Source organism: Lentzea sp. NPDC036955 (assembly GCF_055608005.1).
The window spans coordinates 29,800-42,896 of sequence record NZ_JBVJRC010000018.1 but is presented as its reverse complement, the minus strand read 5'-3'; the positions used below and the strand labels follow the sequence as shown (position 1 = coordinate 42,896).

The following is a 13,097-nucleotide window of genomic DNA, read 5'->3' as shown; positions in this document are numbered from 1 at the left end:
CGGCCAAACGTGTTCGCGGCACGCCTGGCAACCATTGGAATCACGAATCCGAATGTGGCCGATCGCGTCTCAATTGGCGGCGAACGGGCTAACCGGTACGGCCGAATCGCGGTCTGCCGAACCTCGGGTGCGCGATTCCGGAGCATGCCGTAGCACAGCCTGAGCGGGACATCATCGTGTTGATCGAATCCGTGTCGCAACCGTAGTCACGCCGCCGCGGCGGGTACGGGACACCGAAGTGCCGCACGCCGGGCGGCGCCCCGGTGCCGCCCGGCGCGTCCGGGCCACGGCCAAGATCCACAGGTGGCCTCGGGGCCGGTGCATGGCAAATGACATGGGTAACCGATACACCGCCGGAACGGTGAATCCTTCCCGCGAAACGGACATAACTCCGAATATGTCGACTCCGGTGTGGACGCTGGGGCCGACCATTTTCCGCGCACCCACGGCGTGTTCACGTGGTTGCGTCGACAATCTTCCGCTTGCGGAGGTTTTTCCGGTATGCGTTGATCACCCGGTAGGCCTTGGACAACGTTGCCACGTTGTCGCGATAGGACGGCGTGGCGAGCACCTGCCGGACGGCGCCGGCACGACCAGCTCGGCGAGGTCGTCGTCGGCCGGCGTTCCCCGCGTCACCACGACGACGGGGCGGTCACCGTCCAGTTCGGACCACCAGGCGGGTTCGGCCAGCGGCTCTACCGGCAGTACGAGGACGTGCTGCTCGAACGCCTCCCGGGACCGCTCGGCCGCTGACGCGCCCGAGCGGTCCCGCTCAGCGCCTCACCGGGGGGCCAGCTGACGGCGCAGCCACGCCGCTCGGGCGGCGATGGCGTCCTGCGAGAGCACGGCGTGGGGCACCACGACGTCGAACCCGTGGAACCCGCCCGGCCAGACGTGCAGCTCGACGTGGCAGCCCGCCTGCCACATGCGGGTCGCGTGGGCGACGTCCTCGTCCCGGAACGTCTCGGCCGACCCGACGTCGACGAACGCGGGCGGCAGGCCGGAGAGGTCCGCGGCGCGGGCAGGCGCGGCGTACGAGGACACGTCCGGTCCTCCGCGGACGCCGTCGCCGAGGAGCGCGTTCCACCCGGTCTCGTTCGAGGAGCTGTCCCAGATGCCGAGGCCGCGCATCTGCCGCGCGGAGGGCGAGTCGTTGCGGTCGTCGAGCATCGGCGACAGGAGCAGCTGGGCCAGGACCGCCGGGCCGTTGCGGTCGCGTGCCATCAGCGTGACACCCGCCGCGAGGCCGCCGCCGGCGCTCGCACCGCCGATGACGACGCGCCCGGGGTCGATGTTGAGCTCGTGGGCGTGCTCCGACACCCACACCAGGCCCGCGTAGCAGTCCTCGACGGGACCGGGGTGGGGTGTCTCGGGTGCGAGCCGGTACTCGACCGAGACCACGGCCATGCCCATGGGTTCGGCCAGGTCCAGCATCTCGGCCAGGCCGAACCGGTTGTCCCCGACGATCATGCCGCCGCCGTGGACGTGGTAGATCGCCGGCGTCGGGGTCGCCGCGTGCACCGGGAGGCAGATCAGCAGCGAGATGTCCGGTTCCCCGTCCGGTCCCGGCACCACCCGCTCCCGCACGCTGTAGGCGCCACCGCGCGAGAGGACCTCGTCGGTCGGGGTCTCCACCCCGGGAACGGGCTCGCGCATCTCGGCGATGTTGTCCGGACGGTACGCGTCGGGAGGACGCAGGCCGGTCAGCACCTCGACGACGGGAGCGAGCTCCGGGTCGAAGGGCGGCGGCGGTCCGACCGGCCGCCCGGAAGACCGCTCCGTTGTCCGCGTGGTCATGGGTTCTCCTACCGGCAGGCGGCGGGACGTCCGCCTGCCGCAGTCGCAGGTCGTCGATGAGGTGGAAGGGGTTTCGGCTCAGACGGTCGGGACGGTCCCGCCGTCGATCACGTACTCGGCGCCCACGATCGCCGTGGCGCGGTCCGAGACCAGGAACCCGACCAGGTCCGCGATCTCCTCGGTGTTCGCGAACCGTCCCAGCGGTACTCCTCCGAGGGAGTCGTAGATGGTCTGCTTGGCTGCTTCCCGCGTGATCCCGTTGCCCTCAGCGATCCGGTCCACGAACCGTTCGTAGGCTTCGGTCTCGATCCCGCCGGGGCTGATCGCGTTGACCCGCACGCCGCGCGGCGCGAGCTCGTTGGCCAGTCCCTTGCTGTACGTGCGCAGCGCGGCTTTCGCTGCCGCGTAAGCCAAGGACGCGTCGTACTGCGGCAGCTCGCGCTGGATCGAGGTGAAGTGCAGCACCACGCCCGACCCGGACTCGATCATCGCCGGGAGGAGCGCTCGATCGAGCCGCACCGCTCCCAGGAAGTTGAGGTTCAGCTCGGTGAGCCACTGGTCATCGGTGATGACCGCGAACCCGCCGGCCGGTGTCGACGCACCTCCGACGACGTGCACCAGGATGTCGAGTGCGCCGCCGGTCTCGCTGATCCGAGCGGCCACGGCGTCGGTGCCCTCGACCGTCGTCGTGTCCGCTTCGATGAACCGGTCGGGGTGCTCGTACCCGTCGGGCATCGTCCGCGCCGTCACGAAGACGTCCGCACCCATCTCCCGCAACCTCTCGGCGACGGCCTTGCCCGAGCCCTTCGAACCGCCGGTGACCAGCGCCCGGCGACCGTCGAGGCGGTCGCGATCCGAACTTGACATTTGTCTCTCCACTGAAGATCGATGTGACGCGGGCGCGGTCAGGCTGCGTGGTTGGCGATGACGAGTTCGGCGACGAGGTCGTCCCGCAACGCGAACCGGTAGTCGAGCTCGGCGACACCACCGGGGAAGGTGCCCTCGATCCGGACGGTCACCACCCAGTGGCTGCCGTCGACGCGGTGAGCGCCGATCTGCTCGGTCGTGTACTCGAACTCGGACCCGGCGTCCCGCAGGAACGCGTGGGTCTCCTCCCGGCCGCGGAAGGTCTCGTCCTGGTCGACGATCACCGCGTCCTCGGTGAGGAACGACGAGGCGGTGTCGGCGTCGCGGGCGACGTGGGCGGCGAAGAACTCGCGCACGGTGGCCGGGAGCAGGTCGGACGGGAGGTCGGTGTGCTGTGTCATGAGCCCACCGTGTCGCCTCACGGCGCGGGAGGGTCAAGCCGTGGACCCTCTCCCAGGGGGAGAGTCCACACTGAACGGGTGCTGACCATCGGGGAGTTCTCGCGTCTGACCCACCTGAGCGTGCGGACCCTGCGCCGCTACCACGAGGCGACCCTGCTGGAGCCCGCCGTGGTGGACGAGAGCACCGGCTACCGCTACTACGCCGTCGACCAGATCCCGACCGCCCAGGTGATCCACCGGCTCCGCGAGCTCGACGTCCCCCTGAGCGACGTGCAGCGGATTCTGCGGACCCCCGACCCCGGTGTCCGGGCGGCACTGGTCGCGGACCACCTGCAGCGCCTCGAAGACGTGCTCGACCGGACCAGGGCCGCGGTCGTGTCGCTGCGGCGCCTGCTCCGGCCCGATCCCGCGCCGATCGCCGTCGAGTTGCGTGCGGAGCCGGCCAGGACGGTCGCGGCGGTGGAGGCCGTGGTCGCAGGTCGTGACATCGCGTCCTGGTTCGCGGGCGCGATGGCCGAGCTGGAGGCGGCCGTCGGCTCCGCCGCGACCGGACCTCCCGGCGGTTGCTACGACAACGCCCTGTTCGAACAGGAACGCGGTCACGCGCTGCTCTACCTGCCCACTGCGGCACCACCCCGCACCGGACGCGTGCACCCCGTGGTTCTCCCGGCCGCGGAACTGGCCGTCACCACCCACGTCGGCGAGCACGACAACGCCGACGTCACGTACGGCGAGCTCGGGGCCTGGGTGGTGGAGAACGCGATGTCGGTGGCCGGGCCGGTGCGGGAGGTCTACACCGTCGGCCCGCGTGACTCGGGTGATCCCGCCGCGTGGCGCACCGAGATCGGCTGGCCCGTCTTCCGCGTCACCTGAGGCGGCCGGCGCGGTGGGAGGTCTGGTCAGGTGGCGCTGATGTCCAGCTTGCCGACCCTGTTGGTGGTCAGCAGGCCGAACCACACCGCGCCGGGTTGGTGGACGTTGATGTCGCACGGGTAGGAGGCCGACGACGGCGTGCTCCACATCCGGACCTCGTGCGTGACCGGGTTGAACCGGGCGACCTGGTTGCCCAGCCCGAACAGCGCGGGGAAGCTGACCGAGAAGTAGATGTTGCCGTCGCTCGCCTCGGCGATCGGTCCCGGCATCGGCAGCGGGTTGCCGATGCTGCCGACCCCCAGCCCGTTGAGGATGCCGGTGAGCAGGCCGCCCACGCCCAGCAACGGGTACTCGGTGATCTGTCCGGTGGCGGGGTCGATGCGGGCGATCTTCATGCCGAGGGACTCGCCGACCCAGATCGTGCCGTCCGCGGCCGTGCGCACGCCGACGGGGAAGGAGGCCGGCGTCGGCATCGTGTACTGGGTGAACAGGTGGGTGTCGACGTCGAGGGTGGCGACCTTGTTCAGTTGCGGCAGGTCGAACACGACGGTGCGTCCAGGGCCCGGTTTGATGATGCCGAATAGCGCGGCGACCTGACCGAGGACCTCACCGGGCACGCGGTACTTGCTCCACTGCCCGGTCGCCGGGTCGTAGCGGCCGATGGAGTCCAGCCCGCCGAGCGTGAACCACAGGGCGTCGTCCGGCCCGCGGGCGAGGTCGTTGGCCAACCCGAGGCCGCTGTGCAGCGGCAGCCCCAGCGGTTGCGGGGTGAACGCGCCCGCCCACGGCAGCGGGAGCTCGGTCATGGAGCCGTCGGCGGTGTCGACGCGGAGCAGGCTGTTGCCCGTCACCTGGGGCATCCACAGGTCACCCGCCGCGTCCAGGTCCATGCCGCCGGGCACCGACAGCGGCATCGGCGTGGAGAAGTTGGTGAACTGCCCGGTGGCCGGGTCGAACCGGGCGACCTGGCTGCTCAGGTACTGCTCGACCCACAGGTTTCCGCTGTGGTCGAACTCCACCTCGCACACACCGCCGACCGGCAGTGACGAGGGAACCGGGCCGTACTCGGTGATCGGCGTCGCCGCGCCGGCGGTACCGGGTACGAGCGCCGACGCGAGCAACGCCGCGGCAACCGCGAGCAACTGTCTGTGCCGTGCTGGTCTCATGGTCCACTCCAGGGAATCCGCCGTCTGGCCAGGTCGTGCTGCCAGAACGAGTAAAGCGGCTTCGCCACACGGCCCCGTGAACCTTCACCTGAAAAGCGCAGTCGTCAGCTCTTCGGCTCCAGCGCGGCCGGGTCGTACCGGCAGGCCGGGTCCCACAGCAGGAACGACGGCGCGCCCGCGGCCTTCGAGGCGTCGATCTGAGCGCGGACCTCCTTGGGCCCGTAGGAGACGCCCATGCTGAACGCCTGCAGCCACGGGATGATCTCGCTGCCGGTGCCCTCGACCTTCTTCAGGAAGTCGGCCACGGACCGGTTGGTGATCTCGTAGGGCTCGCTGTCCGGGCGGCTGACCCCGTACTCGCCGGGACCCCAGTGCGACGGGTAGACCATCGGCGCGACGTAGTCGGCGTACTCGGCCATCCTCGGGATGTCCTGGGCGACCGCGCCCGGTCGGGTCGCGGCGATGCCGAACACCGACACGCCCACGAACGTCCCGTGCGCCCGCACCGCCTTGCGGCTCTGGGCCAGGAAGTCGACGATGGCGTCCTCGGGGGAGCCCTTCAGGCCGGGCAGCCGCATCTGCTCCAGAGCGCCCTCCGGCTTGCGGATGTAGTCGTAGAGGATGTCGTCGAACCCGAGCCGTGCGGCCTCCTCGGCCAGCTCCACGTTGTAGGCGACGACGTCGGGGTTGGCGAAGTTGGTGAACGAGTACTGGCCGTACGAGCCGGCCCACGGGGTGCCGGCGGAGGACTGGATGACGCGGTCCCGCTTGCCCGACTCCCAGGACGCCTTGGCGAGGACCGGGTCGCGGAACGCCACGAGCCTGCCGACCACGCGCACGCCGAGCCGGTGCAGCTCGTCCACCGTTGCCTTGGCGTCGTAGTAGTCCCGGGTGGCGCCGATCTCGCCCGCCAGCGGGACCTGGGAGCGGTAGCCGATCTCGCCGCTCTCGTCCTTGATGTCGAGCTGCACCGTGTCGATGCGGCGTTCCTTGATCATCTGCAGCACCGGCTCGCGCAGCACCTCGGCCGACCACCCGGCCGCGGACATGTGCACCGCGCGCATGCCGGGGTGGCGCGTCTTGACGGCGAACTCCTGCTTGGCGACGTTGCCCGCGACGTCGCGGGCCTCGAAGCGGGCGGTCGCGGCCGTCGGCAGGGTCACGGCGAAGCTACCGCCGTCGCCGAGCTCCACGGGCTTGCCGTCCACGCTCAGCGCGGAGGCGCCCTCGGCCCTGCCCTTGACCTCGACGGGCTTGCGGAGGTCGGTCACGGCCTCGGAGTCGACCGTCAGGACCGGCGGCGCGCTGTCGACGGTGAACCGCCTGCTCACCTCGTCGTCGGGGAGCAGGGGCACAGCGCCGGGGGACTGCGCCGTGAGGACGTGCTCGCCGTCGGCCGGCTCGGTGCCGGTGACCACGAGCCGGTTGCCCTCGGACGTGGTGGACACCGGGTTGCCGTCGAGCAGCAGCCGCACCTCGCCGTGATCCATGCCCTCCGGCAGGGTGACCGCCAGCTCCTTCGCCGCGGCCGACGTCAGCACGGCGCCGTCGTCCACCCCCATCACGACGGGGCTGGCCGAGAAGGCGCGAACGGTCAACGGGGTGACGACGGCGAGCGCGACGAGCACGACCGCCCCCACCAACACGCTGCGGCGACTGCTGTTGCGAGATCGCATGCGCACCCTCCCGGCCGATGTCGTTCCGCTGTGGCGTATCCAGCAAGGTCCGTTTCAACCAAAACGCACACGTTCGTGTCCGCGTGTTGCGACCGCCTGGATCGCCGTCAACCGTGGGAACGTGACTGGTAGGCGTGTTGGCGCACTGAGCGCGATGGCTGTCTTGTTGGTCGCGTGCGGGACGGCTCCCGAGCCGCCCCTGGCGGCGGCACCGTCCTCATCGGAGCGTGTCACCACCCCGCCGCCGGACCCCGGGACGTACTCGGCCAACGAGCTCGGTGACGTCCCGGTGCTGATGTACCACCGGATCGTCGACACCCCGGCGACGGTGTACGACCGCACCCCCGCCGACTTCCGCGCCGAACTGGAGCGCCTCGCCGGCGAGGGGTACGTCCCGATCACCACGGCCGAGTACGCCTCCGGCGAGATCGACATCCCGGCGGGCACCCACCCGGTCGTCCTCACCTTCGACGACGGCCACCCCACGCAGTTCGCGCTGACGCCGGAGGGGACACCCGTTCCCGGCACGGCGGTGGCGATCATGCTGGAGGTCGCCGGCCGCCACCCCGGCTTCCGCCCAGTGGCCAGCTTCTACGTCAACGGCGACCCGTTCGGGGACCCCGGCGGCAAGCGGACGCTGAAGTGGCTGGCCGACCACGACATGGAGGTCGGCAACCACACCCTGACCCACTCGAACCTGGGTGCTGCGCCGGCGGAGGAGGCCCAGCGCGACATCGCCCGCGGCGACGCCGCCATCCGTGCGGCCGGGCCGACGCCGGTGACCATCTCCCTGCCCTTCGGCGTCCACCCGGTCCAGGAGGAGCTGGCCGTCAAGGGTCGCGCGGACGGTGTCGGCTACGAGTACACGGGCGCACTGCTCGTCGGCGCGAACCCGGCCCCGTCGCCGTACTCCGCCGACTTCGACCGGCTGCGCATCCCGCGCATCCGGTCCCAGGGCCCGACCGGCCAGGAGGCGGCCTTCGGCTCGTCGGTGTGGCTCGACAAGCTCGCCGCCGGCGCGAGCGTGCGCTACACCTCCGACGGGGTGCGCGACCGGATTGCCTTCCCCCAGGGCGGTTCCCGCTCGGTGGCGGCGGGCTACCAGGCCATGGCCCACTCGTACTGAACACCGGCCCGGCACCGGGGAACACCCCGACCGGCCCAGGCACTCGGGCCGTGTTCAACGCGAATTGGTTGACACCGGTTGAACACCATTTATCAGCACGTTTCCAAGGTGCCCCTGGGATAGTCGCAACGCACAGGAATAAGCATGCGTGACGGCGATTTTCCTTATTTGGAGAGAGGTGTCAGGCCACCCGATCGGAGGTTCCGCGCGGTCGCGGGTGACTGAAAGAATTGCTGCTTCGCTGGCGGGGACACAGACATGGGATGAGCGGAGGTCGACGCTGGTGGGCATATCACCGCAGGTCAGAACGGTGATGCGGGCGCAGCGAACGCGCAGTGGTGTTGGCGCGGATGCAGGACTATAGCAGTGGAAGGGCGATTCGTGGTCAGCGGAGCGGACTCGGGCAAGGAGACGGGCGCGCGGTTGTCGACATCGGCCCTGCCGGGAGTCGGCGACACAGTGGAAATGGTTCCGCCCGCTTCTCTCATTCCCGGCGACTCGCCGCGCAGTGGTGGCGAGGACATGGCGCACGTGCGCCGTTTGGCTGATTCCGCGACGACATTCCCGCCCATCATCGTGCACCGTTCGACGAAGCGGGTGGTCGACGGCATGCACCGCCTGCGTGCGGCGGTGCTGCGCGGGTCGGCGACCATCGCGGTGCGGTGGTTCGACGGCTCGGCCGACGACGCGTTCGCGCTCTCGGTCGGGGTGAACGCCGCGCACGGCCTGCCGCTGACGCAGGCGGACCGGACCGCCGCGGCACAGCGGCTGCTGGTGTCGCACCCCGGCTGGTCCGACCGCGCGGTCGCGGCGACCACCGGCCTGGACAACAAGACCGTGGCCGCGCTGCGCCGTTCAACCGAGGAGGTTCCCCGGTTGGCCAGCCGGGTCGGCAAGGACGGCAGGCGCAGGCCGGTCGACCCCGCTCCCGGCCGGATCGCGGCGGCGGAGCTGATCTCGGCCAACCCCGGCGCGTCCCTGCGCGAGATCGCCAGGACAGCGGGCATCGCCGTGGCCACGGTCAAGGACGTCCGCGAGCGCATGCGCCTCGGCCGCGACGTCGTTCCGGCCAGGACCCCCGACCGCGCCCCGGCCCTGCCCCGCCGCCCGCCACCGAGGCCGGTCGGCGGCCTGGACGTCCTCAAGAACGACCCGTCGGTCCGGCACACCGAGAACGGCCGCAACATGCTCCGCCTGATGGCCGCCACCTCCGCCGACGCGGACTGGTGGAGCGCGATCCTCGACTCGCTCCCCGAACACTGCGCCGACGCGGTCGTCGAGGCCGCCCAGCAGTGCGCCCGCCGGTGGGCGGACCTGGCGACCCGCATCGAACAGCGCCACACCGGCAGCCGCCACACCGGCAAACGCCCAGCCTGACAACGGCGCAGGCTCCCGCGGGGGCCACCTGGCACCGCACAGGTGGCCGCCAACACCGGACGACGGCACCCGGACGAGCGCGACGGCGGCCAGTGCGGGCACGCCACGCCGTGACCAGGCGCACCGGGGACGACCCAACGCCCCGCACCGGCGGCAGGAACCGGGCGCGCGCAGTTGTCCGCCGCGCCCGGCCATCCGCCGCGCCCCGGCCGTCCGCCGCGTCAAGTCTCGCGGAGCAGGCCGGGCACCGGCCCCGCCAAGCGGGCGCGGCCGGCTCCGCTGAGCCCGGTCACCCCGGCACCACCGCGCCGGGGCGGCCGGGCTCAGCACCAGCCAGCCATTCGGCCAGCCCACCGAGCCCGGCCCAGGACCGCACCGCGCCGCCGGCGCCGCACCGCCGGCGCCCACTCAGCCTTGCGCGGCCCGCAACAGCCGGGCGTAGGGGCCGTCGGCGGCGGCGAGGTCCGCCGGCGCGCCCAGTTCCACGACGCGGCCGCGGTCGACCACGGCGACCCGGTCGGCGGCTGCGGCGGTGTGCAGGCGGTGCGCGATGGCGATCACCGTGCGGCCGGCCAGCACCCGGTCCACCGAGCGTTCGAGGGACCTGGCCGTGCCCGCGTCCAGCAGCGAGGTGGCCTCGTCGAGGACCAGGGTGTGCGGGTCGGCCAGCAGCACCCTGGCCAGGGCCAGCCGCTGGGCGACGGCGGGCGGGACGGGAGCCCCGCCGGAGCCGACCGCGGTGTCCAGTCCGTCCGGTGTGGACTCGACCCAGGCGAGCGCGCCGACCGCGGTCAGCGCCGCGGTGATCTCCTCGGTGCTGAACTCGCCGCCGCCCCGGCGGGCGGGCAGGGTCAGGTTGTCGCGGATCGTGCCCGCGAAGACGTGGTTCTCCTGGGTCAGCAGCAGGACCTCGCCGCGGCGGACGTCGTCCGGCATGGCGGCAACGTCCGCCCCGCCGATCAGCACTCGGCCCGCTGTCGGCGCGGCGATGCCGGCGATGAGCCTGCCCACCGTCGACTTGCCCGCGCCGGAGGGCCCGACCAGGACCAGCCGCTGCCCCGGCGGGACGACGAGGTCGATGCCGTGCAGCACCTGCTTGCCACCGGGGTAGGCGAAGCGCACGCCGCAGAGCACCAGGTCGCGGCCCTCGGGCGGGGAGCCGTCGCGGACGGTGGCCGTGCCGCGGACCTGGCTCACGCCCAGGACCCGGCGCAGCGCCGCGGAGGCCACCTGCAGCTCCTCCAGCCACCACAGGGCCTCGTTGAGCGGGGTGATCATCGCCAGCAGGTAGGCCAGAACGGCGGCGACCTCGCCGAGGCTGGCCCAGCCGCGCTCGTGCGCGAGGCCGCCGAGGACCAGGGCGACCGCGATCGGCAGCAGGTAACCGATGTCGAGCGTGGCCAGCCACCGCACCCGCAGCCGCCGGATGCCGCGCTCGGCGGCCAGCGCGTCCGCCAGCGCGGCATCGGCCAGGTCGCGGCGGCGCCCGCCCAGCGACAGCGCCTCCACGGCGCGGGAGCCGTCGACGCTCTCGTGGACGGTCGATTGCACCCGACCCCACCGGCCGAGCGCGGTGATCATCGCGTCCGGGACCCTGCGCTGGTACCAGCGGTTGCCCGCGACCAGCACCGGCAGCGCCACCAGCAGGCACAGGCTCAGCAGCGGCGAGGTCAGCAGCATCGCCACCGTGGTCAGCAGCACGGTCGTCACCGCGATCAGCACCTCGGGCACGGCGACGCGCACCGCCTGGTTCACGCGGGACACGTCTTTGGTGGCGCGGCTGAGCAGGTCGCCCGCGCCCGCGGTCTCGACCACGTCCAGCGGCAGCGCGAGCGCGTCGTCGACCAGGCGCTCGCGGGTGTCGGCCAGGACGGTCTCGCTGAAGACCCGGCACCTGGCCTTGGCCAGGCCGCGGGCGGCGGCCTGGCCTACCACCGCGAGCAGCAGCAGGCAGGCCAGCAGGTCGACGTGCCCCCGGCCGGCGCCGGAGCCGACGCCGTCGACCACGGCCCCGAGCAGCCTGGGCCGGGCCAGGCCGATCAGGGTGGCCAGGCCGAAGCAGAGCAGGACGACGGCGAAGCGCCCGCCGTGGCGGCGGGCGGTGGCCACGGCCCAGTCGCGGACCGCGCGCGGCGGCGCGGTGGGCAGCCCGGTCACAGGGCCACCGCCCCTGCGGTGACGACCCGGTCGGCGACCCCGGCCCACAGGGGGCTCTCGCTGAGCACGACGGTGGTGCGGCCGCGCCGCAGCCCGGCCACCCCGGCCGCGACCCTGGACTCGGTGTGCGCGTCCACCGCGGAGGTGGGCTCGTCGAGGACGAGGACGTCGGCGTCGGTGGCCAGCGCGCGGGCGAGCGCGAGGCGCTGGCGCTGGCCGCCGGAGAGCTCGCGGCCGCGCTCGCCGACCGCGTGCCCGAGCCCGCCGTCGAGCGCGTCGACGACGTCGTCGGCGTCCGCCGCGCGCACGGCCGCGGCCGGTCCGACCGTCCCGGGGTGTGCGGGGGTCAGCTCCTCGCGCAGCACACCCGCGAACCAGGGGTCGTCGTGGCGGGCCAGCACGACCCTGCGACGCAGCTGCCCCAACGCCACCTCGCGCACCGGCACGCCGCCGACGAGCACGTCCTGCCCGGGGGCCGGGTCGGCGAGGCGGGCGAGCCGGTCGGCCAGGCCGGGAGCGGGGCCCGCGACGACGGTCAGCGCCCCGGCCGCGAGCACCAGCCCGGTCTCGGTGTCCACGAGGGACAGTGGGCCGGGTGGCAGTGGCACCGGTGCGGCGGCGTCGGCCAGCGCGGGCTCGATCGCCAGCAGGGCCAGCACCCGGTTGGCCGAGACGACGCCGCTGGAGAGCGCGTCGACGGCCTCGGTCGCGGTCGTCACCGGGATGACCAGGTACGCCGATGCCCCGTAGAACGCCACCAGTTCGCCCGCGGAGATCTCGCCCGCGACGGCCAGCCTGGCGCCCAGCCAGACGATGACGACGGTGACCAGGCCGGGGATGGCGACGTTGGCCGCCGACAGCACGCCCTCGCTGCGCCCGACCGGGCCGCCGGCGTCACGGGCCCGGCCGCTGGCCGCGGCGAACCGCGCGCGGAAGCGGCGTTCACCGCCGGTGCCGTGCAGCACGCGCAGCCCGGAGGCGATGTCCGCGCCGAGCGTTCCCACCGCGGCGAACAGCCCGCGCTGAGCGGCCTTGCGCCGTTGCAGCGGGCGGAACAGCGGCTTGATCGACACGACGGCGAGCGGCACGCCGAGCAGCGCGGCCAGCCCCAGCGGGGCGGACGTGGCCAGCAGCGCGGCCGCGGTCACCGCGAACCCGACCGTGGTGCCGAACGCGCGCCCGACCGACTTGCACGCCGCGCCGATGTAGTCCACATCGGACGAAGTGACGGCGGTGACGTCGCCGACCGTCGTCGCGCTGTGGACGGCGGGGCCGACCCTGGCCAGGTGCGCGGTCACCAGCCGCTGGGTCAGCTCGGCCCCGTGCAGGCGCAGCCCGGTGTTCAAGTGATCCGACGCCGCGCTGAGGACCGACTGCGCCACACCGAGGGCAACCGCGACGGCGGCCCACCACCACACCCGCGCGGTGTCGTGCGCGTCGATCGCGCCCACGCCGCCGCCGACCACCAACGGCAGCAGGGCCCCCGGTGTCGCCCACAACGCCGAGGTGCCGGCGGCCGCGGCGACCAGGCCGGGCCGCGCGCGCAGCACCCCGGCCAGCCAGCGCGCCCCGCTAGTGCCCGGGAAAGGCGGTGTCAAGTTCTTCCGATGGATTTCCGAATTCATATTCGCGTCACCTGGACCCTTCGCCTGCGGTG

The 13,097-nt window shown here is 72.8% G+C and carries 11 protein-coding genes; 4 read left to right on the top strand and 7 right to left on the bottom strand.

From position 1 onward, the window contains the following. Positions 1 to 534: 534 nt before the first annotated feature. Positions 535 to 753: a hypothetical protein gene (locus tag ACZ7CF_RS40465; RefSeq protein ID WP_470372340.1), complete on the top strand. Its 219-nt coding sequence runs from the start codon at positions 535 to 537 to the stop codon at positions 751 to 753. A gap of 27 nt (positions 754 to 780) precedes the next feature. On the opposite strand, the gene ACZ7CF_RS40460 is transcribed toward ACZ7CF_RS40465, so the two are convergent. From ACZ7CF_RS40460 to ACZ7CF_RS40450, 3 genes are all read right to left on the bottom strand, one after another. Continuing rightward, the gene (locus tag ACZ7CF_RS40460) at positions 781 to 1,797 is read right to left on the bottom strand and encodes an alpha/beta hydrolase (RefSeq protein WP_470372339.1); all 1,017 of its coding nucleotides are present in this window, start codon (positions 1,795 to 1,797) and stop codon (positions 781 to 783) included. Between the two features lie 78 nt (positions 1,798 to 1,875). Continuing rightward, positions 1,876 to 2,664 carry an SDR family oxidoreductase gene (locus ACZ7CF_RS40455; protein ID WP_360393540.1) on the bottom strand — a complete coding sequence of 263 codons (789 nt, stop codon included), beginning with the start codon at positions 2,662 to 2,664 and terminating at the stop codon, positions 1,876 to 1,878. Positions 2,665 to 2,702: 38 nt separating this feature from the next. After that, positions 2,703 to 3,065, bottom strand: coding sequence for a nuclear transport factor 2 family protein (locus ACZ7CF_RS40450; RefSeq protein WP_458431608.1), 363 nt, complete (start codon positions 3,063 to 3,065; stop codon positions 2,703 to 2,705). Between the two features lie 78 nt (positions 3,066 to 3,143). Here ACZ7CF_RS40450 and ACZ7CF_RS40445 point away from each other — a divergent pair, with 78 nt between their 5' ends. Continuing rightward, on the top strand, positions 3,144 to 3,938 hold the full coding sequence (locus ACZ7CF_RS40445; RefSeq protein ID WP_360393545.1) for a MerR family transcriptional regulator: 795 nt from the start codon (positions 3,144 to 3,146) through the stop codon (positions 3,936 to 3,938). Between the two features lie 26 nt (positions 3,939 to 3,964). Here ACZ7CF_RS40445 and ACZ7CF_RS40440 read toward each other — a convergent pair whose 3' ends face one another. Both ACZ7CF_RS40440 and ACZ7CF_RS40435 read right to left on the bottom strand, forming a co-directional pair. Beyond that, positions 3,965 to 5,104: a Vgb family protein gene (locus ACZ7CF_RS40440; RefSeq protein WP_470372338.1), complete on the bottom strand. Its 1,140-nt coding sequence runs from the start codon at positions 5,102 to 5,104 to the stop codon at positions 3,965 to 3,967. A gap of 104 nt (positions 5,105 to 5,208) precedes the next feature. Then, positions 5,209 to 6,780, bottom strand: coding sequence for a putative glycoside hydrolase (locus ACZ7CF_RS40435; RefSeq protein WP_470372337.1), 1,572 nt, complete (start codon positions 6,778 to 6,780; stop codon positions 5,209 to 5,211). A gap of 154 nt (positions 6,781 to 6,934) precedes the next feature. On the opposite strand from ACZ7CF_RS40435, the gene ACZ7CF_RS40430 reads away from it, so the two are divergent. Both ACZ7CF_RS40430 and ACZ7CF_RS40425 read left to right on the top strand, forming a co-directional pair. Continuing rightward, entirely contained in the window at positions 6,935 to 7,906 is a 972-nt protein-coding gene (locus tag ACZ7CF_RS40430) for a polysaccharide deacetylase family protein (RefSeq protein WP_470372336.1), read from the top strand. Between the two features lie 366 nt (positions 7,907 to 8,272). Beyond that, the gene (locus ACZ7CF_RS40425; RefSeq protein WP_470372335.1) at positions 8,273 to 9,283 is read left to right on the top strand and encodes a streptomycin biosynthesis protein; all 1,011 of its coding nucleotides are present in this window, start codon (positions 8,273 to 8,275) and stop codon (positions 9,281 to 9,283) included. 408 nt (positions 9,284 to 9,691) lie between these two features. Here the strand turns inward: ACZ7CF_RS40425 and ACZ7CF_RS40420 are convergent, their stop codons facing one another. After that, positions 9,692 to 11,440, bottom strand: a complete 1,749-nt coding sequence (locus ACZ7CF_RS40420; RefSeq protein ID WP_470372334.1) for an ABC transporter ATP-binding protein — start codon at positions 11,438 to 11,440, stop codon at positions 9,692 to 9,694. Further along, the gene (locus ACZ7CF_RS40415) at positions 11,437 to 13,065 is read right to left on the bottom strand and encodes an ABC transporter transmembrane domain-containing protein (RefSeq protein WP_470372333.1); all 1,629 of its coding nucleotides are present in this window, start codon (positions 13,063 to 13,065) and stop codon (positions 11,437 to 11,439) included. The genes ACZ7CF_RS40420 and ACZ7CF_RS40415 overlap by 4 nt, the downstream gene beginning before the upstream one ends. Between the last annotated feature and the right edge of the window lie 32 nt (positions 13,066 to 13,097).